Origin of the sequence: Acidovorax sp. Root275 (assembly GCF_001428965.1) — a bacterium.
Taxonomy (GTDB): Bacteria; Pseudomonadota; Gammaproteobacteria; order Burkholderiales; family Burkholderiaceae_C; genus Acidovorax; species Acidovorax radicis.
This window is the reverse complement of record NZ_LMJH01000008.1, coordinates 400,899-423,697: the sequence shown is the minus strand read 5'-3', so window position 1 is coordinate 423,697 and position 22,799 is coordinate 400,899. Positions and strand designations below refer to the sequence as shown.

The 22,799-nt window shown below is 65.4% G+C and carries 23 protein-coding genes; 9 read left to right on the top strand and 14 right to left on the bottom strand.

The window, feature by feature from the left end; translation table 11 throughout:
- Nucleotides 1-75 precede the first annotated feature (75 nt).
- Genes ASE52_RS12065 through ASE52_RS12055 form a run of 3 tightly spaced genes read left to right on the top strand, consistent with a single transcriptional unit; the run spans nt 76 to nt 2,708 of the window.
- Complete coding sequence (locus ASE52_RS12065) at nt 76-516, top strand: lysozyme inhibitor LprI family protein (protein ID WP_057226386.1); 441 nt, start codon at nt 76-78, stop codon at nt 514-516.
- On the top strand, nt 516-929 hold the full coding sequence (locus ASE52_RS12060) for a hypothetical protein (protein WP_140426221.1): 414 nt from the start codon (nt 516-518) through the stop codon (nt 927-929). Before ASE52_RS12065 ends, ASE52_RS12060 begins: the two co-directional genes overlap by 1 nt.
- Before the next feature lie 57 nt (nt 930-986).
- Entirely contained in the window at nt 987-2,708 is a 1,722-nt protein-coding gene (locus tag ASE52_RS12055) for a DUF4832 domain-containing protein (protein WP_140426220.1), read from the top strand.
- 33 nt (nt 2,709-2,741) lie between these two features.
- On the opposite strand, the gene rsmD is transcribed toward ASE52_RS12055, so the two are convergent.
- Genes rsmD through ASE52_RS12040 form a run of 3 tightly spaced genes read right to left on the bottom strand, consistent with a single transcriptional unit; the run spans nt 2,742 to nt 6,254 of the window.
- Entirely contained in the window at nt 2,742-3,443 is a 702-nt protein-coding gene (rsmD, locus tag ASE52_RS12050; RefSeq protein WP_057226380.1) for a 16S rRNA (guanine(966)-N(2))-methyltransferase RsmD, read from the bottom strand.
- Nucleotides 3,440-4,786, bottom strand: a complete 1,347-nt coding sequence (locus tag ASE52_RS12045; protein WP_029414016.1) for a pitrilysin family protein — start codon at nt 4,784-4,786, stop codon at nt 3,440-3,442. Before ASE52_RS12045 ends, rsmD begins: the two co-directional genes overlap by 4 nt.
- 22 nt (nt 4,787-4,808) lie before the next feature.
- Nucleotides 4,809-6,254: a pitrilysin family protein gene (locus tag ASE52_RS12040; protein ID WP_057226378.1), complete on the bottom strand. Its 1,446-nt coding sequence runs from the start codon at nt 6,252-6,254 to the stop codon at nt 4,809-4,811.
- 27 nt (nt 6,255-6,281) lie between these two features.
- Here ASE52_RS12040 and ftsY point away from each other — a divergent pair, with 27 nt between their 5' ends.
- The 3 genes from ftsY (at nt 6,282) to ASE52_RS12025 (ending at nt 11,698) form a co-directional block, all read left to right on the top strand.
- Complete coding sequence (gene ftsY, locus ASE52_RS12035; protein WP_082606849.1) at nt 6,282-7,721, top strand: signal recognition particle-docking protein FtsY; 1,440 nt, start codon at nt 6,282-6,284, stop codon at nt 7,719-7,721.
- A 127-nt stretch (nt 7,722-7,848) separates the two neighbouring features.
- Nucleotides 7,849-10,521: an EAL domain-containing protein gene (locus ASE52_RS12030; protein WP_057226375.1), complete on the top strand. Its 2,673-nt coding sequence runs from the start codon at nt 7,849-7,851 to the stop codon at nt 10,519-10,521.
- Nucleotides 10,522-10,633: 112 nt separating this feature from the next.
- Entirely contained in the window at nt 10,634-11,698 is a 1,065-nt protein-coding gene (locus tag ASE52_RS12025) for a hypothetical protein (RefSeq protein ID WP_057226373.1), read from the top strand.
- Nucleotides 11,699-11,772: 74 nt separating this feature from the next.
- On the opposite strand, the gene cutA is transcribed toward ASE52_RS12025, so the two are convergent.
- Complete coding sequence (gene cutA / locus ASE52_RS12020; protein WP_057227197.1) at nt 11,773-12,120, bottom strand: divalent-cation tolerance protein CutA; 348 nt, start codon at nt 12,118-12,120, stop codon at nt 11,773-11,775.
- 382 nt (nt 12,121-12,502) lie between these two features.
- Here cutA and rpoH point away from each other — a divergent pair, with 382 nt between their 5' ends.
- Together rpoH and ASE52_RS12010 are read left to right on the top strand one after the other, a co-directional pair.
- Nucleotides 12,503-13,444 (top strand): RNA polymerase sigma factor RpoH, encoded by a 942-nt coding sequence (rpoH, locus tag ASE52_RS12015; RefSeq protein WP_057226371.1) that lies wholly within the window; start codon nt 12,503-12,505, stop codon nt 13,442-13,444.
- A gap of 114 nt (nt 13,445-13,558) precedes the next feature.
- On the top strand, nt 13,559-14,581 hold the full coding sequence (locus tag ASE52_RS12010; RefSeq protein WP_057226369.1) for a tripartite tricarboxylate transporter substrate binding protein: 1,023 nt from the start codon (nt 13,559-13,561) through the stop codon (nt 14,579-14,581).
- A gap of 87 nt (nt 14,582-14,668) precedes the next feature.
- On the opposite strand, the gene ASE52_RS12005 is transcribed toward ASE52_RS12010, so the two are convergent.
- From ASE52_RS12005 to ASE52_RS11985, 5 genes are read right to left on the bottom strand one after another with little or no spacing between them, the layout of a single operon-like run.
- On the bottom strand, nt 14,669-15,286 hold the full coding sequence (locus ASE52_RS12005; protein ID WP_050812412.1) for an SCO family protein: 618 nt from the start codon (nt 15,284-15,286) through the stop codon (nt 14,669-14,671).
- A gap of 8 nt (nt 15,287-15,294) precedes the next feature.
- The gene (gene cyoE, locus ASE52_RS12000) at nt 15,295-16,197 is read right to left on the bottom strand and encodes a heme o synthase (protein ID WP_057226367.1); all 903 of its coding nucleotides are present in this window, start codon (nt 16,195-16,197) and stop codon (nt 15,295-15,297) included.
- On the bottom strand, nt 16,194-17,372 hold the full coding sequence (locus ASE52_RS11995) for a COX15/CtaA family protein (RefSeq protein ID WP_057227195.1): 1,179 nt from the start codon (nt 17,370-17,372) through the stop codon (nt 16,194-16,196). The genes cyoE and ASE52_RS11995 overlap by 4 nt, the downstream gene beginning before the upstream one ends.
- A complete protein-coding gene (locus ASE52_RS11990; protein WP_057226365.1) occupies nt 17,372-18,115 on the bottom strand; it encodes a hypothetical protein in 744 nt (247 codons plus the stop codon). Before ASE52_RS11990 ends, ASE52_RS11995 begins: the two co-directional genes overlap by 1 nt.
- The gene (locus tag ASE52_RS11985; protein ID WP_057226363.1) at nt 18,057-18,836 is read right to left on the bottom strand and encodes an SURF1 family protein; all 780 of its coding nucleotides are present in this window, start codon (nt 18,834-18,836) and stop codon (nt 18,057-18,059) included. Before ASE52_RS11985 ends, ASE52_RS11990 begins: the two co-directional genes overlap by 59 nt.
- 15 nt (nt 18,837-18,851) lie before the next feature.
- On the opposite strand from ASE52_RS11985, the gene ASE52_RS11980 reads away from it, so the two are divergent.
- Nucleotides 18,852-19,076, top strand: a complete 225-nt coding sequence (locus ASE52_RS11980) for a twin transmembrane helix small protein (RefSeq protein WP_010458091.1) — start codon at nt 18,852-18,854, stop codon at nt 19,074-19,076.
- Between the two features lie 123 nt (nt 19,077-19,199).
- On the opposite strand, the gene ASE52_RS11975 is transcribed toward ASE52_RS11980, so the two are convergent.
- The 5 genes from ASE52_RS11975 to ctaD form a co-directional block, all read right to left on the bottom strand.
- Complete coding sequence (locus ASE52_RS11975; RefSeq protein ID WP_057226361.1) at nt 19,200-20,081, bottom strand: cytochrome c oxidase subunit 3; 882 nt, start codon at nt 20,079-20,081, stop codon at nt 19,200-19,202.
- A 61-nt stretch (nt 20,082-20,142) separates the two neighbouring features.
- The gene (locus ASE52_RS11970) at nt 20,143-20,367 is read right to left on the bottom strand and encodes a DUF2970 domain-containing protein (protein ID WP_057226359.1); all 225 of its coding nucleotides are present in this window, start codon (nt 20,365-20,367) and stop codon (nt 20,143-20,145) included.
- The gene (locus tag ASE52_RS11965; RefSeq protein WP_010459318.1) at nt 20,364-21,002 is read right to left on the bottom strand and encodes a cytochrome c oxidase assembly protein; all 639 of its coding nucleotides are present in this window, start codon (nt 21,000-21,002) and stop codon (nt 20,364-20,366) included. The genes ASE52_RS11970 and ASE52_RS11965 overlap by 4 nt, the downstream gene beginning before the upstream one ends.
- A 13-nt stretch (nt 21,003-21,015) precedes the next feature.
- On the bottom strand, nt 21,016-21,132 hold the full coding sequence (locus ASE52_RS26295) for a cytochrome oxidase small assembly protein (protein WP_241776986.1): 117 nt from the start codon (nt 21,130-21,132) through the stop codon (nt 21,016-21,018).
- A 5-nt stretch (nt 21,133-21,137) separates the two neighbouring features.
- The gene (ctaD, locus tag ASE52_RS11960) at nt 21,138-22,772 is read right to left on the bottom strand and encodes a cytochrome c oxidase subunit I (protein ID WP_029413216.1); all 1,635 of its coding nucleotides are present in this window, start codon (nt 22,770-22,772) and stop codon (nt 21,138-21,140) included.
- Between the last annotated feature and the right edge of the window lie 27 nt (nt 22,773-22,799).

Sequence of the window (22,799 nt, the reverse complement as noted above, 5' to 3'; positions counted from 1 at the left end):
CAGGGCTGCAGGCCCGACGGAGCGCCTGTGCAGCAGCACAACCCCCATCTGTATCACACCACCCGGAGACCACCCATGACCCGATCCACCTTGTGGTGTGCACTGGCGCTGCTGGCACCCCTGGCCTCCGGCGCACTCGCCGCCGAACACTTTTGCGGCCAGACCACGGCCCACCCCATCGACAAGGCCCTGGCTGCGGCCGCCGAACGCAGCGGCGGCGTGACGGTGGACCTGCGCGACGCCCAGTCTGCCGCCTACGCCGCATGGGACAAGGAGCTCAACCGCATCTACGCCCAGGCCCTCAAGGCCGCTGGCCCGACCCGGCGCGACGCCCTGCGTGCGGCACAGCGCGCATGGCTGGCGTTCGACACCGCGCAGGGCCAGTGGGACGCCATGCTGCACGCCGACCAGGGCACATCGGCCGCGCTCAACATCGCCGGTGCCGCGCTGGAACGCCGCCGCACGCGGATGTGCGACCTGAGCATGGACCTGCAAAGCCTGAAGGATTCGGAATGATGCGCCGCACACTCCTGCGGCTGCTCCCCGTGCTGGCACCCGGACTGGCCCACGCGCAGGACCAACCCACGGTGTGGCTGCGCGTGCGCAACCACAGCCAGGAGGTGTTCGAGCATGTCTGGCAAGGCGTGCCGGGCACCCGCAGCGACGTGGACCTGGGCCCCTTGCGGCCCGGCCAGACCAGCCGGTGGCACGCCTTTCCAGCCATGCTGGCGCACTACCGCAAGACGCGCATCCAGCTGGCCCAGCGCCAGCTCGTCGACGTGACCGACACCTCCTTCCCCCAAGGCCGCGCCACCCTGGAGCCGGGCCACTACACCTTCGCCTACACGCTGGAGGGCGATGTATTGCGGTTGACGGTGATCCCGGAAGCCCTGGCCACTGCGCCGGACAGATCACATCAAAAACAATAGCTTCTAACGCTTATCGGATAAGCGCTAGAGCCCAATTTCATTCAAAAAATGGCGTCCATGAACACCCTCAGCACCTTGCACTCTGTCCGCATGGCGCGGCTCACCGCCCTGGCGGCTGCCCTGTTTGCGGCGGCCTGTGGCGGCGGGGACGCCAACGAGGCTCCCACTCCCGCCCCAGGCACGGCCCCCGCACCCGCACCGGGGCCCACGCCGGAACCCCCAGCGCCGCCCCTGCCCGCCCCCACGGCACCGCCGGTGCAGCCCCCGTCTGCACCACCCCCATCGCCGCCGCCATCGCCGTCGCAGCCACCCTCGGTACCACCACCGCCACCTCCTCCGGCGCCACCCCCGCCCAGCGCGGGATGGAGCGTGGTCTCGGTGAACTCCCTGCTCACGCCCCTGGCCATCGCCAGCGACCTGACCCCCAACCCCGGCCGGGGCTACTACCAGTGGCGCTCGGACCCGGGTGACGTGCCGCTCGCACAATCGGCACCGCCCCAGGCCGCCTACCAGCGCTACCTTTGGAAAGACCTGGAAGGCAACACACCCGGCCAATACAACCTCGGCAACCTGGTGGCCGCGCGCGATGCCGCGCGGGCTGCGGGCCGGCAGTTTGCCTTTCGCATCCAGGCCATGCGCGGCTACGGCACCAACACGCTGGACGTGCCCACCTACCTGCACGGTGCGGGCACGGCACAGCCGCAATGCTCAGCACCCAACCCCGCCTGCGTGTGGACGGCCCCGATGCCTGCCCCCACCCCGCCCGCGCCCGCATTGCCGCCCACTCTGGTGCCCAACTGGAACCACCCCTATGTGCTGGAGCGCATGCAGGCCCTGCTGCAGGCCGTGGCCACCGCGCTGGGCGACACCTCGGACCTGGCCTGGATCGACGTGGGCCTGTACGGGCAGTACGGCGAATGGGCCATGAACACCACCAACGTGGTCTACGCCACAGCGCCCCCTGGCATCACCCCGGCCTCCAACGCCACCAAGCGCAGCCTTGCACAGATGCATTTCGACAGTTTTCCCAATGCGCAACATGCGATGCTCATCCCGCATGCCAATCTGGACACGCTGCAATATGCGTTCTTCCAGCAGACCACCACCGCGCTGCCCGTGGGCCTGCGCTGGGACTGCCTGGCGCAGGACGGCTTCATGAAGCAGTGGACCGACCGCCCGAGCGACTGGGCACAGATCTCGGACCGCTGGAAGACCGCCCCCTGGATCGCGGAGTTCTGCCCCTTCGGCCCCGGGGACACCAAGACCAACGCGGCCACCGCGCTGCAGCAGGTGCGCGATTTTCATGTGTCCACCGTGGGCAACGGCAACCTGAACACGCCGTGGTCCAGCTTCCCGGGCACCGAACAGGCCGACCTGGCCGCAGTGGGGCGCGAGGCGGGCTACCGCTTTGCCCTGGGGCCCATCACCGCCACGACCCCCACGCCCAGCACGGTGCAGGTGCAGGCGCGCGTGGACAACACGGGCAACGCACCGCTCTACACCCCCTGGCAACTGCAGGCGCAGCTGCGCAATGGCGCAGGCCAGGTGGTGGCCAGCCGGGAGCTGCTGAGCGCCGCCCAGGCGCGTGCGATTCTTCCGGGCCAGCCCGCACAGATCAACACCACCTGGACCCTGCCGAGCCCACCCGCTGGCAACTACACGGTGCACCTGGCATGGGTGCGCCAGCCCACGCTGGCGGGGCTGCCTCAGACGCTGCGCTGGAACATGTCGGGCACCGAGGCCGACGGCAGCGCCCGGCTGGCGACGTTGAAACGGTAGGGTGCTGCGGGTCTGCGGGCCCGCAGCTTCGTCTCAGGCGCTGCGTTTGAGCAGGTGCGCGTGTACCGCACCCGCCTTGAGGTGGCGGTGCACAGCCAGTCCCCACGGGGCCAGCTCTTCATCGGCCCAAACGCGGGGCGCTTCGAGGTACACAAACCCATCGGTGGCCACCGCCTTGGCGGCGGCCTGCAGGGCGGCGCTGAACAGGTCACTGTCGAACGGCGGGTCCAGCAGCACCAGGTCGATGCTGGCAGGCGCCGCCTGCTTGAGGGCGGCAATCCCGTCGCCGCGCTGCACGCGCACGGCGGTGGCCTGCAGGCGCTGCTGCAGGGTGTGCAGCTGGGCCACCAGGGCGGCATCGCTTTCCACCAGCTGCACGGCGCTGGCACCGCGTGAGGCAGCCTCCAGCCCCAGGGCGCCGGTGCCCGCGAAGGCGTCCAGGCAGCGCCAGCCCGCCAGGTCCTGCCCCAGCCAGTTGAACAGGGTCTCGCGCACGCGGTCGGGCGTGGGGCGCAGGCCGGGTCGCTGTGCCACGGGCAGGCGGGTGCGCTTCCACAGCCCGCCGATGATGCGGATTTCGCCCGCGCCCTTGGGCGCAGCGGCTGCGGCCGCCTTGTCCTTGTTTTTGGGCGCGCCCTTTTTGCCGTTGGCGGCAGCCGGGGGGGTGGCCGCAGCGGTCTGGGCCTTGCGGATCTCGGCGTTGATGGCGGTGGTTTTCAGGGTCGAGCGGCTCATGGCTTGCCCCCCACCACCACGGTCACCATGCGTTCGGGTTGCAGCTTCTTGGCCATGGCCGTGCGCACGTCGGCCACAGTGAGGGCTTCGACCTTCTTCGTCCACTGGTCCAGGTAATCGAGCGGCAGCTCGTTCCAGGCGATGTTGGCCACGTTGCCCAGGAGTTTCTTGTTGCTGTCGATGCGCAGCGCAAAGCCACCGATGAGGTTGTCCTTGGCGGCGCGCAGCTCGGCTTCGGTGGGGCCTTCGGCCACGAAGCGCGCGATCACGTCGCGCGAGACCTTCACGGCCTGGGCCGCCTGGTCGGGGCGGGTCTGCAAACCCACGGTGAAGGCACCGGCGTGCATGCCAGCGGCAAAGTAGCTGTACACGCTGTAGCTGAGGCCGCGCTTTTCACGCACCTCGTTGGTCAGGCGCGAGACAAAGCCGCCGCCCCCCAGGATGTGGTTGCCCACCAGCAGCGCCACAAAGTCCGGGTCGCGCCGCTGGAAGCCCGGCTGGCCGATGAGCACATGGGCCTGGGCCGAGGTGAAGGGGAGGGTCTGCTCCACCGGCGCGGCCAGCGCGCTGATCTCGCCCACGGGCGGCAGCGGCGCGCAGCCGGTGCTGGCGGGCAGGCGCGACAGCAGCGTGGCCACCAGCGCCTGGGCCTGCGCGCGCGACACGGCGCCCACGATGCTGACCTTGGCGCGGCAGGCGGCGATGTGCTGGGTGTGGAACGCCTGCATGTCGGCCACGTTGATGCGCGCCAGCGTCTCTGCGGTGGTCTGCACGCCGTAGGGGTGGCTGCCGTACACGGCAGCTTCAAACGCGTGGTTGGCCACAGTGGCCGGGCGTGTCAGCGACTCCTTGATGCTGGCGCTCCAGCGGGCGCGGTCGCGTGGCCAGACGTCGGCTGGAAAGCTGGGCTCGCCGATCTGGCGCGCGGCCAGGCGGGCGGCCTTGTCGAGCAGTGGTGGGTCGGTGAGCGAGCGCAGCGAATACTGCAGCCTGTCATTGTCGGCGGCCGCCTCGAAATTGGCGCCCAGGTCGGCCCAGGCCTCGCCCAGGCCGTTCTCGTCGAGCGCGGGCTCATTGCCCAAGGCCTTCACGCCCTTGCTGGCCATGGCGGCCATGGCACTGGCCAGGCCCGCCTGGGCCGCAGGGTCGCGGCGGCTGCCGGCGTCAAAGTCGATCTGCACATCCACCATGGGGATGACCGGGCTTTCGACCAGGTAGACCTTGGCGCCGCTGGGCTCCGTCCAGTGCTGGATCGGCAACAACGCCCAGGCAGAGTTTGAATAAAAAACGGCTCCAGCGCTTATCAGTAAAGCGCGAGCAGCTATGTTTTTGAGAGTAATCATGTACAAAGGCCCCAGTGCGGGTTCAACGGATCACAGCGCCGGGCGGCAGTGTGGGGCGGGCGCGGGGGGCATCCAGGGGCTGTGGCAGCAAGGTGGCCACCGTGAGCTGGTCGTCGTCAAAATACTTGGCAGCCACGGCCTGCACCTGGGCGGGCGTGACGGTGCGCAGCAGCTCCAGCAGGCGTTCGTTGGCGTCGAGCGGAAAGCCCTGCACCCAGTTGCCGCCCAGTTCCTGCGCCTGGTTCATCACCGAATCGCGCTCGTACACGGTGGAGGCGATCCATTGCGTCTTGACGCGGGCGAGTTCGGCCTCACTCACGCCATCGCGGGCCACGCGGGCCACCTCGGCGCGCAGGGCATCTTCCACCTGCTGGGCCGTCTTGCCTGCAGCGGGCACGCCGTTGAGCATGAACAGGCTGGGGCCACGCCCCGTGACCATGGCGCTGCTGTTGGCGCTGTCGGCCACGCGGTTCTCGCCCTGGGTGAGCGCACGGTCGAGCCGGGCGCCGTCGTAGCCGCTGAACACCGCCGACAGCACCATCAGCGCGAGGGCGTCGCGGTCGGTGTCGGTAAGGTTTTCCACGCGGTCCAGGCTGGGGGTGCGAAAGGCCAGTGCCACATAGGCCTGTTCGGCCGGGGCCTTGACGGCAATGCGGCGCAGGCCCTGCTGCGCGGGCTCGGTGCGTGGCTTGCGCTCGGGCAGCGCATGGGCGGGAATGCTGCCGTAGTACTTTTCAGCCAACGCCCGCACCTGGGCCACATCCACATCGCCGGCCACCACCACCACGGCGTTGGTGGGGGTGTACCACTGGCGGTAGAAGGAGCGCGCGTCGTTGGGCGTCATGGCATCGAGGTCGCTCATCCAGCCCACGATGGGGCGGCGGTAGGGCGACGCGGTGAAGGTGGCGGCAAACAGCTGCTCGGCCAGCATGGCGCGGGGCTGGTCTTCGGTGCGCAGGCGGCGCTCTTCCTTCACCACCTCCAGCTCTTTCTTGAATTCCTCATCCGGCCAGTGGTTGTGGGCGAACCGGTCGGATTCGAGCTTCATCACGTCTTCGAGCCGGTTGGAAGGGATCTGCTGGTAGTAGCCTGTGTAGTCCCGGCTGGTGAACGCGTTCTCCCGCCCGCCCAGGGCGGCCACGCGGCGCGAGAACTCGCCCGGCGGCAACGTCTTGGTGCCCTTGAACAGCATGTGTTCGAGCACATGGGCCACGCCCGTGGTGCCGTCCACTTCGTCCATGGAGCCCACCCGCACCCAGACCATGTGCACCGCCGTGGGGGCGCGGCGGTCGGGCTGCACGATGAGCTGCATGCCGTTCTTGAGCGTGAACTGCTGCGCGCCAGAGGCCGTGACGGACGGCGTGGTGGAAGGCGCAGCGGGGGGTTGAGGGGCGGGAGGCGTTGCCGCAAAGGCAGCCCCGGACGAGAGGCAGGCCAGCAGGCCCAGTAGGGTGAAAGCGCGTTTCATAGAATGGCTGATTCTAAGAACCCTCCAATGTTCAGTTTTTTCAAGAAAAAGCCCACCCCCGAGTCCGCACCCACACCGGAGGCCGCCGCACCTGTAGTGGCCCCGCTGGCACCTGCTGCAACGCCTGCCACGCCTCCTGGTACACCGCCGGCCCCATTGCCCGGGTTCGCGCCGGTCCCGCCCACCGTCGCCACGCCCTCGCCCGCCCCATGGGCTCCCGCTCCAGCGCCCATGCCATCGGTGGTCCCCCCCGCCCTGCCTGCTGCACCCGTGGAGCCCGCCCCCGCGCCAGCTCCCTCTGCGTTTGGCTGGCTGCGCAACCCGTTTGGCAGCAAGCCGCCCGAGCCAGCGGCGCCTGCGCCCGTGGCAACGCCGATTTCTGTTGCCGCTCCTGCTCCGCTGACGCCTGCGCCCACGCAGTTAGCCCCCACGCCCCAGCCCGTGGTGCGCCCGTCGCCTGCCAGCTTCACCCCGCCACCTGCGCCCGTAGCGTCTTCGCCTGTCCCGGCAGCCCCGGCGCCCCTCGCTGTTCAAGTCCCGACGCCCGCGATTCCCGAACCCGTGGCCGAACGCAAGGGCTGGCTGGATCGCCTGAAGGCCGGCCTGCGCAAGACGGGCAGCAGCATCACCACGGTATTCACCGGCACGCAGATCGACGATGCGCTGTATGAAGAGCTAGAAGAAGCGCTGCTCATGGCCGACACCGGCGTCAAGGCCACCACCCACCTGCTGGCCGACCTCAAGCGCCGCGTGAAGGAGGCCAAGGCCACCGACCCCGCCGCCGTCAAGGGCCTGCTGGCCGATGCACTGACCGACCTGCTGCGCCCCCTCGAAAAAGCCCTGGTCATCGGCGAGCACACGCCCACGGTGATCATGGTGGCGGGCGTCAACGGCGCGGGCAAGACCACCTCCATCGGCAAACTCACCAAACACCTCGCTGGCGAAGGCGCGGCCGTGCTGCTGGCGGCGGCCGACACCTTCCGCGCGGCAGCGCGCGAGCAGCTCGGTGTCTGGGCCGACCGCAACACGGTCGAAATCGTGAGCCAGGAAGGCGGCGACCCGGCCGCCGTGAGCTTTGACGCGGTGACCGCCGGTAAGGCGCGCGGCAAGGACGTGGTGCTGGTGGACACCGCCGGGCGCCTGCCCACGCAGCTGCACCTGATGGAAGAGCTGCGAAAAATTCGCCGCGTGGTGACCAAGGCCGACGCCACGGCCCCGCACGAGGTGCTGCTGGTGATCGACGGCAACACCGGCCAGAACGCGCTGGCCCAGGTGCGGGCATTTGATGATGCGCTGCAGCTCACCGGCCTCATCGTGACCAAGCTCGATGGCACCGCCAAGGGCGGCGTGCTGGCTGCCATCGCGCAGGAGCGCCCGATCCCGGTGTATTTCATCGGCGTGGGCGAAAAGCTCGAAGACCTGGAAACCTTCAGCGCGCGCGAGTTTGCGCAGGCGCTGCTGACCTGAGAACCTGTTCAAAGAGCGCCCGCCCGCTCCCGACAGTGATCCATGGCCCCCTCGGGGCCATTTTCACGTTTACGAACGGCAGCAATTCCCCCATGATGGGCTTTCCCCAGGAAAGGCACGGACGCCCATGTTCATTGAGCTGATCAAAGGTGTTGCCTTGCTGTTGGCGCTGTGCTTTTTGCATGGGTTCAACATCCGCCTGTGGCGCCAGCATCCCCGCACCGGGCAGGTGTTCTCCGGCATCCTCTTTGGCACCATCTGCGTGGTGGGCATGCTCACACCGGTGGTGCTGATGCCGGGTGTGATCTTTGACGCGCGCTCGGTGGTGCTCAGCATGGCGGGCCTGTTCGGAGGCCCGCTGGTGGCCTGCATCGCTGCCGCCATGGCCGCCACGGGTCGCCTGTGGCTGGGCGGCGCGGGGGCGGAGGTGGGCCTGATGGTGATTGCGCTGTGCACTGCGCTGGGCCTGGTCTACCGCGAAGGCCGCGCACGCGGACGCCTGGGGGTGGAACCTGTGACGCTGGCACTGTTCGGCCTGCTGGTGCACACCGCCGTCCTGGCGGTGTTCCAGCTGCTTCCCGCCGAGGTCGTCCAGCGCGTCAACCAGACGCTGGCCCTGCCCTTTCTGCTGACCTTCACGCCCGCCACGGTGGTGCTGGGCCTGCTGCTGCAGGATGTGGAAGAACGTCTGGCCACCGAACGCGCACTGCACGGCACGGCGGCACGGCTGCGGGCCATTGCCCAGGCCATTCCCGACGTGCTGCTCGTGCTGGATGCCCAGGGGCGCTATGTGGAAGTGCTCTCGCCCGACGACGCCCCGCTGGCAGCCAGCCCGCCCCATCTGGTGGGCAAGCGGATGCACGACGTGCTGCCGGCAGAGCAGGCCGACATGTTTCTGGAGCTGATCCGCAATACCTTGCGGTCAGGCCAGACCCAGAGCGTGGAATACGAGATGCAGACGCTGTCGGGCACGCGGCAATTTGAAGGGCGCGCCCAGCCCCTGGGCGTGAGGGTGGGGGGCCAGGCGGCCGTGGTCTTCCTGGCGCGGGACATCACCAAGCGCAAACGTGCAGAGAGTGCGCTGCGCGAGTCGGAGCTTCGCTTTCGCTCGCTGCTGCGCAACATCCCGTCCATCTCGGTGCAGGGTTATCTTGCAGACGGCACCACCAGCTACTGGAACCAGGCGTCCGAGCAGCTGTATGGCTACACGGCCGAGGAAGCGCTGGGCAGCAACCTGCTCGACCTCATCATCCCGCCACCCATGTGGGACGCCGTGCGCGAGCACGTGCGCCACATGTTCGCCACGGGCGAGGTGATTCCGGCGAGCGAGCTGCAGCTGCGGCGCAAGGACGGCACGCCCGTGCATGTCTTCTCGAGCCACGCCTATATCCAGGTGCCCGGCCACCCACCAGAAATGTTCTGCATCGACATCGACATCTCAGGCCGCAAGGCCGCCGAGGACGAAGCACGGTACCTGGCCTTCTACGATGCCCTCACGCAGCTGCCCAACCGCCGCCTGCTGGTAGACCGGCTGCAGCAGGTGCTGGCCAACAGTGCCCGATCGGGGCTGACCACCGCCGTGCTGTTTGTGGACCTGGACAATTTCAAGACCCTGAACGACACCCGAGGCCATGAGGTGGGCGACTTGCTGCTGAAGGAGGTGGCGCTGCGCCTGCGCGGCTGCGTGCGCGAGCAGGACACCGTGGCGCGCCTGGGCGGTGATGAGTTTGTGGTGGTGCTGCAGAACCTCAGCAATGACCCTCCGGAAGCCGCCGCCCAGGCGCGCACGCTGGGCGAGTTGATCCTGGCCCAGCTGCGCCAACCCTATGAACTGGCCGGGCACGAACACCACTTCACCGCCAGCATCGGGGTGACGCTGCTGCGCGACCCCCGCGATTCGGTGGACGAGGTGCTCAAACAAGCCGACATGGCCATGTACCGCGCCAAGGACGCGGGCCGCAACACCCTGCGCTTTTTTGACCCCGACATGCAGCAGGCCGTGAACCGCCGCGCACTGCTGGAAACCGAACTGCACAACGGCCTGCGGCAGTCGCAGTTTCTGCTGCTGTACCAACCCCAGGTAGACCACCGGGGGCGGGTGACCGGCGCCGAGGCGCTGGTGCGCTGGCAACATCCCGTGCAAGGCATGGTCCCGCCGTCTGAGTTCATCCCCCTGGCTGAAGAATCCGGCCTGATTCTGCCTCTGGGCCACTGGGTGATGGAAACTGCCATGCGCCAACAGGCCCGATGGCGCCAGAACCCACCGTTGGCCCACCTGAGCCTGGCCATCAACGTGAGTGCGCGCCAGTTCCTGCAGGAAGACTTCGTGGTGCAGGTGCTCGCCCTGCTGCAGCGCACCGGGGCCGACCCGGCGCACATCAAGCTGGAACTGACGGAAAGCCTGCTGCTGGACAACGTGGACAGCGTGATCGCCACCATGCGCGCACTCAAGGCCCAGGGCCTGGGCTTCTCGCTGGACGACTTTGGCACCGGCTATTCGTCCTTGAGCTACCTCAAGCGCCTGCCGCTGGACCAGATCAAGATCGACCAGGGCTTTGTCCGCGATGTGCTGCTGGACCCGAATGACGCGGCCATCGCGCGCTCGATCATCGCGCTGGCAGGCAGCCTGGGCCTGGACGTGATCGCCGAGGGGGTCGAAACAGCAGCACACCACCAGTTTCTGCTGGCGCATGGCTGCAAGGCATTTCAGGGTTATCTGTTTGGCAGGCCGATGGCACTGGAAGATTTTGAAGGGGTGGCACTGGAGGCATTGGGTCCAGCGGGTGCCCCTGGCGGATGACCTCGCGCCGGTGTGGGGATTGCTTTCAAGTTGCCGCCCAGAAGTGCCGACAACCAAGGGCCACGCCAGCCAGCCCCGGGCCGAGCCTCCGTGGAAACCATGGAGGTGCCCCATGAAAATCGAGTCGTCCACCCTGCAGATGCAGGCCCAGCATGCCGCCACGCGCATGCACAGCCAGACGAGCCGCCTGGAAATGTGGGTGGGTGACCGCCCCACCCGCACACCCCCTGCCCGCCAGGCCCCACCGTTGCAGATATCCAATGCAGCCCGCCTGGCCCAGGCCGCCCATGCTACCCACGCCGCTGCAGCCTCGGTCGAACCGCTGCCGGAGCGCGACCCCGACGAAGGCCTGACGCCCCAGCTCGCCATGATCCGCGACCTGATCGAACGCATGACCGGGGTGCTCGTCCGCATTTATGCCGGGCCGCAGTCCTCCGACGCGCCCGCGGCCACCCCACCCACTCCGGCCCCAGCGAACAGCGCGGCAGCACCCCCCCGCCAGCGAGCGGGATTTGGCGTGATTTATGAACAGCGCGAGGTGCTGGAAGAAACCGAGCGTACGCAGTTTGCGGCGGCGGGCACCGTGCGCACCGCCGATGGCCAGGAGATCCGGTTCACGCTGCAGTTGGACATGCAGCGCAGCTACCGCGCGGAATCCTCCGTCAGCCTGCGGCTGGGCGACGCTGTGGCGGTAGACCCGCTGGTCGTCAACTTTGACGGCACCGCCGCCCAATTGCAGAACCTGCGCTTTGCCTTCGACCTGGACGGCGACGGGCAGACCGAACAGGTACCCTTGCTCGCTGGCAACCGGGGCTACCTGGCGCTAGACACCAATCAGAACGCACGCATCGATAACGGCCTGGAACTCTTCGGGCCCGACACGGGCAACGGCTTTTCAGAGCTGGCCCGGCATGACAGCGATGGCAATGGCTGGATCGACGAGGCCGACCCGGTCTTCGAACAGCTGCGCGTGTGGACCCCGAACGCGGATGGCACGGGCAGGCTGCAAACCCTGGAGGAACTGGGCGTGGGGGCAATACAGCTTGGAGCCCAGGCAACGCCGTTAGCCCTGCGCACGGCGGACAACGGCAGCCTGGGCGCCGTGCGCTCCACCAGCATCTACCTGCGAGAGAACGGCAGCGCAGGCACCGTGCAGCAAATCGACCTGAACGTATAGACCGAAAGCCAAGGGGCCGTTGGCGGCCCACCCCTCGGTCAGAGGGCCCGAAAAACCCGGGTGACGCCCAGCGATCAGGCCAGCACCGTGGCGTGGGCCACCTGTGCATCCACCCAGTCGGCATATTCTGCAGACCCCTGCTGCGCCTGGACCACCAACTGCGGCAGCGCATAGGGATGCTGTGCCCGTAGCAATGCCAACAGCGGGTGCAGCGCACGGGGCACGGTCTTGCAGACCAGCCGGAGTTCGCGGTCCTCCTGCAAGGCGCCCTGCCAGCGAAAGTAAGCCGTGATGGGCTCCACCTGCACACAGGCTGCCAGCCGCGCCTGCAAGACCAGCTGTGCCAACCGCCGCGCTTCCGCTTCGGTGGCCACCGTGGTGGTGACAACAAGAATGTCACAAAGGGCAGTCGGCTCGGTCATGCGCGTCTCCCGAAGGCGTTGGGCGATGCAGTCTGCCATAGCGGGGGGTGCAAAGCCAGCGGGGGAGAAAATTGCTGGATCATGAACAGACTGTTCCAAAAGTCGCACCAATCGCAAAGCGGGGCACCAAAGTGCCGGAACCACCGACACCGCCAGGACTCCGACAACAGGAAGTCAAGTGCATCGCGTCTTCCAAATATGGAAAAAACACCTTTTAAATCAACACGTTAATTCAACAATTTGCAAATAGTCCGCCTGAATCCCGGCGGTGCACAGAGGACAACATAGCGGCAGCATTGCAAACAACCGGAAGGGAACTCCGGGTTTAGCACTCTGTCCTATGGAGTGCTAATATCATGGCTTAGAGGAAAGGATTCCCGGAATGAACATTCAATCTGGAACCGCAACGACGACTTTGGCACCCGCCAATCCCTGGGCGCTGGTGCCCCCCTTGGGCAATCTTGACGCGTACATCTCCGCCGTCAACCGCCTGCCGTTGCTCACGCACGAAGAAGAGCAGACCTACGCGCGGCAGCTCAAAGACAACAACGATCTGGACGCCGCCGGTCGGCTGGTGATGTCGCACCTGCGCCTCGTGGTTTCGATTGCACGCCAATATCTGGGCTATGGCTTGCCCCATGGCGATCTGATCCAGGAAGGCAATGTGGGCCTGATGAAGGCGGTCAAGCGCTTTGACCCCGACCAGGGCGTGCGCCTGGTGAGCTATGCCATGCACTGGATCAAGGCCGAGATCCACGAATACATCCTGAAGAACTGGCGCATGGTGAAGGTGGCCACCACCAAGGCGCAGCGCAAGCTGTTCTTCAACCTGCGCTCCATGAAGCAGGGCTTCAAGGCTGATGCCGCAGCCGCCGATGCCGCAACACACCGCGATACGCTGTCCGACCGTGAAATCGACACGGTGGCCGCGCAGCTCAATGTGAAGCGCGAAGAGGTCATCGAGATGGAAACCCGCATGTCGGGCGGCGATGTGCTGTTGGATCCGGCGCCTTCGGACGATGGCGAACAGGCCTTTGGACCAATCGCCTATCTGGCCGACGCGTCGCACGAGCCCACTGCCATGATCGAGTCGCGCCAGCGCGATGTGCTGGCTACCGATGGCATCGCCACGGCGCTGGGCAGCCTGGACGACCGCAGCCGCCGCATCGTGGAAGAGCGCTGGCTCAAGGTCAATGATGACGGCACGGGCGGCATGACACTGCACGAACTGGCTGCGGTCTACGGCGTGAGCGCAGAACGCATCCGCCAGATCGAAGTGGCCGCCATGAAAAAGATGAAAAAGGCTCTGGCGGAGTACGCCTGAGCACTGGCGGGCACGCGTTAATATTCCGCTCCTGCAGAAGTTGTCTCACGGGGCCCCAGTTCTGGGGCCCCGTGTCGTTTTGGCACCTGAATATTCTTGAGGAGACTCCGTCCCATGTTGTCACGCCCCGTTTCCCGCCGCGCGTCGCTGCTGATAGCCCTGGCTGCCGCTTCCCCCTGGGCCCTCGCCCAGAACACGGCCAAGCCAGCCGCAGCACCTGCAGCGTTGGCCTGGCCCACCAAGCCGGTGAAGATCATCGTGGGCTTTCCCGCCGGTACGTCGCCTGACCTGACGGCTCGCGCCTTCTCCGAGCCGCTGTCCAAGGCCCTGGGCCAGCCAGTGATCGTGGAAAACAAGGTGGGTGCGGGTGGCAACATTGGCGCAGACGCGGTGGCCAAGGCCCGCGACGACCACACCATCGGCCTGATGATCAACGGCAACATGACCATCGCCAAGATGATCAACCCAGCGGTACCCTACGACCCGCTCAAGGACCTGGCCCCGCTCAGCCTGGTCGGCACGTCCCCCCTGGTGCTGACCGCGCCCGTGACCCAGCCCGGTGTGCCCGCGAATGCCGACGCGCGCGAATTCTTCGTGGCGGCGCGCAATGGCGGCGACAAATGGAGCTACGGCACGCCCGGCGTGGGCACGGTGGGCCATATCGGCACCGAACTGTTGAAGTCGCGCAGCAACATCAACCCCGTGCATGTGCCGTATCCCGGCTATCCACAAGTCGCCAACGCCATGCTGGGCGGGCAGCTGCAGATGGCGCTGCTCCCCCCCGCGCTGGCCCAGGCCCAGGTGCGCGCTGGCAAGCTGCGCGCCATTGGAGTGACATCGGCAGGCCGCAGTCCCTTGGCACCGGATATCCCGAGCCTTTCGGAAGCCGGCATCCGGGGCTTCAACCTTGAAATCTGGAATGCGTTTGCTGCGCCAGCCACCATGCCCAAGCCGATCCAGGCCAAGCTGGCGGCCTTGATCAGCGAGATTGCGCGCAGTGAAGAAATGCGCAGCAAGCTCTTTCAACAAGGCTGGCAGGTGGCAGGCACTTCACCCGAAGGGTTAGCCAACCGCATCAAGGCCGACACCAGCCTGCTCGGCGGTGTGATTGCCATGCGCGGCATCAAGGCCGAGTAAAGAAAAAAGAAGGCAGCGGGGCGACGAGGGCCCGCGCGGCCCTCTACGGCAGCTGCGCGCCGGCCGCACGGAGCGCAGGCAGGCCGTTCAGCCTGCCTCGCCCAACAGCGCCTTGACGTCCGATGCCAGGGCCTGCACGCCGCTGCCATAGCGGTTGTACACGCGCAGGCGCCCCGAGGTGTCGTACACATAGCTACCCGCTGAGTGGTCCATGGTGTAGCTGGTGGGTGTCTTGCCATCCACCTTCTTGTAGTAGATCTTGAAGTCCTTGGCGACCGCAGCCAGTTGGTCCGCTGTGCCATAGAGGGCCAGAAAACTCGGGTCGAAGTTGGCCATGTAGGCCTTGAGCACCTCGGGTGTATCGCGCTCCGGGTCCACCGTGACGAAGATGCCCTGCAGGCGCTCGCCGTCCTTGCCCAGCATTTTCTTCACCTCGGCCAGCTCTTGCATGGAGGTGGGGCACACGTCCGGGCACTGCGTGAAGCCGAAGAACACCACCACCACCTTGCCTGCAAAGTCCTTGAGGTGGCGCGCCTGGCCGTTGTGGTCTGTCAGCGGGAGGTCGCGGGCGTAGTCCGCACCGGTGATGTCCACGCCGCGGAACTCCGCCTTTTTCTCGGAACAGGCACTAAAAATGCCCATAGCGCTTATGGATAAAGCGCTAACAGCTATCGTTTTAAGAGCATTTCTTTTCAGCATAGGCATGGCGATGTTCACAGCACGTAGTGGTCCACCAAAAGGGCGGCAAACAGGGCGCTCAGGTGGATGAGGGAGAAGCGGAAGGTCTTGCGCGCGAGCGCGTCCGAGTAGTTGCGCCACAGGGCAAAGCCGTAGCCACAGAAGCCAGCGCTCAGAACCACGGCGGCGACCAGGTAGATCCACGAGCTCATGCCGTACACGAAGGGCATCAGGCACCCGGCAAACAGGATCAGGGTGTACAGAAACACCTGCAGGCGGGTGAACTCGTTGCCATGGGTCACCGGCAGCATGGGCAAGCCAGACTTGCGGTAGTCCTCCACCCGGTACAGGGCCAGCGCCCAGAAGTGAGGGGGCGTCCACAGGAAGATGATGAGAAACAGGATGAGCGCTTCGGGGCCGACATCGTTGGTCATGGCGGCCCATCCCAGCACGGGAGGCATGGCGCCCGATGCACCGCCGATCACGATGTTCTGCGGGGTGAGGGGCTTGAGGATCACCGTGTAGATGACCGCATAGCCCACGAAGGTCGCAAACGTGAGCCACATCGTCAGGGGATTTACCCAGAAATACAGCAGCGCAGAGCCTGCGGTGCACAGCACGGCAGAAAACAGAAGCGTCTGGGCGTTGGACAACTGGCCCTTGGCCGTGGGACGCCAGGCAGTGCGCTTCATCTTGGCGTCGATGCCCTGTTCCACGATGCAGTTGAAAGCGGCTGCAGCCCCCGCAACCAGCCACACACCGGCGCAGGCCGCCGCCATCAGGCCGAGTTGCGAGGCCGACGGAAGCCCCGGCACGGCCAGCACCATGCCAATGAGCGCACAAAACACGATGAGCTGGACCACACGGGGTTTGGTCAGCGCATAGAACTGCGACAGGCGCGAAGGCGGGGAAACAACGGCAGGGGCAGCAACACTCATGCGGACACTCTCGATGCGCCCGAGGGCGCGGAAAACTCTTGCAGCGCGGACGCCGCGCGGCTGGACACCAAGGCCCAGGTCAACACCACCACCAGCGCCGCAGCACCTCCGGTATGCAGCACGGCAGCCAGCAGCGGCCAGTCCAGAACAACATTGGACAGGCCGGTGGCCAATTGCATCAACGCCAGCCCGGCGAGCCAACGGGCCTGAACCGGCAGTACACCGGCCTGGCGAAGTCGCCAGCACACCAAGCCCAGAGCAGCGAGGACCACGTAAGCCATCAAGCGATGCACGTAATGGATGGCCGTGAGCCCGGCAAAACTGATGTGGCTGCCGTCCTGCAGCAAGCCCAGCGCACGCCAGATCTGAAAGCCCTGGCCAAAGTCCATGGCTGGCCACCAGCTGCCCTGGCAAGTGGGAAAGGTGGTGCAGGCCAGCACCGCATAGTTGGTGCTGACCCAGCCGCCCAGCACCACTTGCAGGGCCACGAGCACGCCGGTCACCACCAGCCCCCAGCGCAGCCCTGTGGAAATAAGCACGGGCGCCTTGCCTTGCGCACCCTGGGTTTGGCGCACAGCCTGCACACACAACAGCGCCAGCAGCACCAGCCCGCCAATGAGGTGCAGCGTGACGATGGCGGGAAACAGCTTCATCGTTACCGTCAGCGCCCCGAACGCGCCCTGCAGGCACACCCAGAACAGCGTGAACGTGGGCCACCACGGGCTGATGGGGGGAGGTTCACCCCCACCATGCCGGGCCTTGCGGTGCTGCACCCAGGCCGACACGGTGAGCACGATGATGAGCACGCCCACACCTGTAGCCAGGTAGCGGTGAATCATCTCGACCCAGGCCTTGCCATGCGTCACCGGGCCGGTGGGCATGGCCTCTTGGGCTGCGGCAATCTCTGTACGCGCCCCCACGGGGCTGGCATTGCCATAGCACCCCGGCCAGTCAGGGCAGCCCAGGCCGGAGTCGGTCAGGCGGGTAAAAGCGCCAAACAGCACCAGGTCGAAGGTCAGGAACAGGGTGAGCACCCTGAGTGCCTGCAGCCGCCGCATGGGGGAGCTGTTCCGGTTGCGCCAGCCTACCCAGGCCAGGGGCCCGAGCGCAATCAACACGCCCAGCAGCATGAGCCGGGCGATGGGCGCCAGATCGTAAAGCGGTTGTGTGTCCATCACGGTTTGCCAGGACGCCCGGCCTCATCCCACGAGGAAGACGCACGCAACAGGCGTTCAAAATCTCGCTTGGCTTTGGCCGCACCCGCCGTGTCCATGGCAGCCGGGAAACGCATCATCCAGTTGCCCATGGGATCCACCACATACAGGTGGTCGGCGATCTGATGGCCTTCGGCCGGAGCAAGCCACGCATTCAAAGCGGCGGCATCCATACGCAGTACCGTCGCTTTTTGCAGCGCAGGTGCAAGTTCGGGGGGCACGCTGGTGGTGTCGTTCACCAGCCATACCCAGTCCACGCGGTCTTTCTCCTTGCCCACGCTTTCCCGCAGTTGACGCTGCAGATAGAGGTGCTTCTGGCAGGCTGCATCGCACGCACCACCAGCAACGCTGACCAGAAGCCATTGCCCCTTCAGCGACACCAGGGGGACGGTCGTGCCATCGAGTGCGGTAGCAGTCAGATCCGGCAGGGTTCGCTGCGGCTGGATCAGCTCGCCGTAGTTGCGCCGGCCATCGGGGCGGATCACGTAGTACGTCAGGTACGAGGCGATGACAGGGGCGGCACAGATAAGCAGCACGCCGAACATCTTCCACCGCCCATGGCGCGTACGCTGGGTCTGGGCCACGGCACCCGCCGCTTCGGGCAGCGTATGCACGGTAAGACCCAGGGGATGGTCTCCATGAGCCTCAGGCGGCAGGCTGGCTGCGTGGGCGAATGAACCGTCGGACGATTTGGAACCAGACATAGAGAAGTGCAATCAGGCCGCAGAGCCCGAACCATTGAAATGCGTAACCGTAGTGTTTGTCGACGCCTGCGCCGACCACGGGCCAGTCGCGCAGCAACCCCTCGCCCGCTTCGCCCGTCTGCAACACCGTGAGGTGGGCGAGCGCCAGGCCGGTTTCGGTGCGGAACGCCGCCAGATCGAGATTTTGCCGGATGCGGGAAGACCCCAGCGCACTGTCGGCGCCCTGGAACTCATAGAGGCGTGAAGGCGCGGGCGCAACGCGGCCCTGTACCCGCACCATTGCACCCTGCGGCGTCTGCACCTGCGGCAATTGCTGGCGGTCCTGGAAGTTGCGCGCGGCCCAGCCACGCTGCACCAGCACCACCGCACCGCCTGGCCCAGCCAGCTGCAACGGGGTCACTACAAAGAACCCTGGGCGCCCGTGCATTTGACGATTGTCGAGGTACACGGTGTGCTCTGCCAGCCAATGGCCCTCCAGAACCACGGTGCGGTGCACCAGCGAAGCGGCGTCCTGCGCAGAACCAGCCGACCCTGCCAGCAAAGCGCTGCCGTCGATGGCCGGCATGCGGCCACGCTCGTCCAGCACGGCCTGCAGCCCTTCTTTTTCTGCTGCGCGCGACAGCTGCCAGCGGCCGAGCGAGGCCGTGACCAGCATGCCCGCAGTGGCCGCAAGGGCGATCAGCCAGAAACGCAGGCCCAGAGGACGGCGGGAAGCTGTCACTGGATAATGTCTCCCATGAAATACCTCGTAGTGGTGGCGTTCATCGCCATTCTGGCCAGCTTGGCATCTGCCTTGTTCTTCATGATGCGCAACGGGCGCGATGACAAATCGAAGGGCAACCACATGGCCAAGGCGCTTGCGGTGCGGGTGGGTATCTCCATCGTGCTCTTCCTATGTATTCTGGTGGCTTGGCAGCTGGGCTACATCCAGCCCACCGGCCTGCCAGCGACGACCCGCTAGCCTCACCCCGGCGCAACCGGGCAACCGCCCGCCTCCGGCGAGGCGCCTGCGTTTGGTGTGGAGATCTGCTTGCCCACAAAAAAAGCGCCGCGAGGCGCTTTTTTTGTGGGCGGCAGGCGCTCTTTACATCCAGTAAACCAGCACGTACAGGCCCAGCCATACGACGTCCACAAAGTGCCAGTACCAGGCAGCACCTTCAAAACCGAAGTGTTTGTCCGCCGTGAAGTGGCCCTTTTGCAGGCGCAGGGTAATCACCAGCAGCATCAACATGCCCAGAAACACGTGGAACCCGTGGAATCCGGTCAACATGAAGAACGTCGAGCCGAACACGCCCGAATTGAGCTTGAGGTTCAGATCGGTGTAGAGGTGGTAGTACTCATACCCTTGCACCAGCAGGAAGACAAAACCCAGCAGCACCGTGGCCCACATGAAGCCGATCGTCTTGCCGCGGTGGTTTTCGCGCAGTGCGTGGTGGGCGATGGTCAGCGTCACACCCGAGGTCAGCAGCAGCGCCGTGTTGATGGTGGGCAACCAGAAAGGGCCGACCGTCTGGAAGGGTTCGACGATACCAGCGGGTGAAGCGGTCACCCCAGCGGCGAGGCTGGGCCAGACTGCCTTGAAATTGGGCCACAGCAATGCGTTGTCCAGGCTGCCCAGGGCAGGCACAGAATGCGAACGCGCCCACCAAAGAGCCGTAAAGAACGCGCCAAAGAACATCACTTCCGAGAAGATGAACCAGCTCATGCTCCAGCGGTAGGACAGATCGATCTTGTGACCATAGAGGCCACCCTGGCTCTCGCGGATGGCATCACCGAACCATTGGTACAGCGTGAACAGCCACCATACCAGGCCCAAGGCCAGCGAATACTTGCCCCAATCGTGGCCATTGATCCACTGGCCTGCGCCCAGAATGACAAAGAACAGACCGGCCGCCGCCATCACCGGGTGACGCGACTCTGCGGGTACATAGTAGTACGGGGTTCCGCCGTGGGTTGATGCACTCATTTCAGCTCCTGACTCTCAAAATCTTTGTTTTCAGTATTTGTTCGTACCAACCAGCACACACTCACACAATCCAGTTCACCAGCCCAATCAGGCCGATGACCAGCAGAAAAACCGCCACCAATCCCACCACGATGATGTGCAGTGGATTGAGTTTTTCGACATCCTGCTGGTACTCGCTGCCCTTGCGCAAGCCAATCAGCGACCAAGCCACCGCACGCACCGTGCGCAGCAAAGATCCCTTGCGTTCATGCGGCTTCACAACGGGCTGGTCCAATGGGGCATTCATGAGCCCGCTCCTGCCACTGTGGGGATGATGGCAGGCACAGCCAAGTCCAGGGCGGCAGTGGATTCCGGGGCCGCAGGCGTCTTGCCACCCACTTCAAAGAACGTATAGGACAAGGTGATGGTCGTCACGTCCTTGGAGATACGTGGATCAATCACAAACGCCACCGGCCATTCTTTTTTCTCGCCGGGCTCCAGCGTGTACTGGTTAAAGCAGAAACACTCCAGCTTGTTGAAGTGCGCCGCGGCCTGGCGCGGTGCGTAACTGGGGATGGCCTGCGCAGCCATGCGACGGTTCTGGATGTTCTGAAACTCGTACATCACCGTGGTCAGCTCGCCCGGATGCACCTTCACCGAGCGCTGGGCAGGCTTGAAATCCCAGGGGCCGCGCGCGTTGGCATCAAACTCGACCGTGATCGTGCGGGTCTTGTCCACCTGCGTATTCGCAGGCACCTTGACATCCTTGCCCGCCACGCCATTGCCCGGCACCTGCCGCTCGGAGAGCGACAGGATGTTGATGCCCGTCATCTCGCAAATGTGCTTGTAGATAGGGATCAGCACATAGCCGAAAGCGAACATGCCGGCCGCAATCACGACCAGCTTGCCGACCATCTTGGCGTTTTCGCGGTGCAGGCTCATGGAGGTTGCCGGTTCAGCGAGACAGCAGAACTACCTTGACCACGAACCCGACAAAGAAGACAACCGCCACGGACGCCAGGATCAGCGCCATCCGCAGGTTGCTCTTTTTCTGTTCGGGTGTCACGGGCATGGTCTTCAGCCAATCACGCGGGTTGCCGTAGCGTCCAGCTTGGGTGGGTTTTCAAACGTGTGGAACGGTGCTGGCGATGGGACTTCCCATTCCAGGCCTTCGGCGCCATCCCATGGCTTGGCAGCAGCTTTTTCACCCTTGCCACGCATGGCAGGCACCACCACGGCCAAGAAGAAGTACACCTGTGCCAGGCCGAAACCAAATGCTCCGACAGACGCGATGGCGTTGAAGTCGGCGAACTGCATGGGGTAATCGGCATAGCGGCGGGGCATGCCAGCCAGACCCAGAAAGTGCATCGGGAAGAAGGTGATGTTGAAGAAGATCAGCGACGACCAGAAGTGGATCTGACCACGCGTCTCCGAGTACATCACACCGGTCCACTTGGGCAGCCAGTAATACACGCCGGCAAACATCGAGAACAGCGAACCAGCCACCAGCACATAGTGGAAGTGGGCCACCACGTAGTAAGTGTCCTGCAGCTGGATGTCGATGGGCGCCATGGCCAGGATCAGGCCGGTGAAGCCACCCATGGTGAACACGAAGATGAAGCCCACTGCGAACAGCATGGGGGTCTCGAACGTCATGGAGCCGCGCCACATGGTGGCGATCCAGTTGAAGATCTTCACGGCCGTGGGCACAGAGATCAGCATGGTGGCGTACATGAAGAACAGCTGGCCGGTGACGGGCATGCCGGTCGTGAACATGTGGTGGGCCCACACGATGAACGACAGGATGGCGATGGACGAGGTCGCATACACCATGGAGGCATAGCCGAACAGCTTCTTACGAGCAAAGGCGGGCACGATCTGGCTGATGATGCCGAAGGCCGGCAAGATCATGATGTACACCTCGGGGTGGCCGAAGAACCAGAAGATATGCTGGTACATCACTGGGTCACCGCCGCCGGCGGGGTTGAAGAAGCTGGTGCCAAAGTGGCGGTCCGTCAGCGTCATGGTGATGGCGCCGGCCAGCACGGGCATCACGGCGATCAGCAGGTAGGCGGTGATGAGCCAGGTCCAGGCGAACATGGGCATCTTCATCAGCGTCATGCCGGGGGCGCGCATGTTCAGGATGGTCACGATGATGTTGATCGAGCCCATGATGGACGAGGCACCCAGGATGTGCATCGCGAAGATGCCGGCGTCCATGGAGGGGCCCATCTGCAGCGTCAGCGGTGCGTACAGCGTCCAGCCGGCAGCGGGTGCGCCACCGGGCATGAAGAACGACGTCACAAGCATGATCGCCGCAGGAATCATCAGCCAGAAGCTGAAGTTGTTCATGCGCGCAAAAGCCATGTCGGAGGCGCCAATCTGCAGCGGGATCATCCAGTTCGCAAAGCCCACGAAGGCCGGCATGATGGCGCCGAACACCATGATCAGGCCATGCATGGTGGTCAGCTGGTTGAACAGCTCGGGGTTGACCAGCTGCAGGCCGGGCTGGAACAGCTCGGCGCGGATCAGCAGGGCCAGCACGCCGCCGACCATCAGCATCGCGAAGGCGAACAGCAGGTACAGCGTACCGATGTCTTTGTGATTGGTGGCAAACACCCAGCGACGCCAGCCAGTCGGGCCGTGGTGGTGGTCGTGGCCGTCGTGTGCGTGATCGCCCGCGTGCCCGTGGTTGTCGAGAACTGCGCTCATTTTGGATTCCTCAATACGATAGGGCGG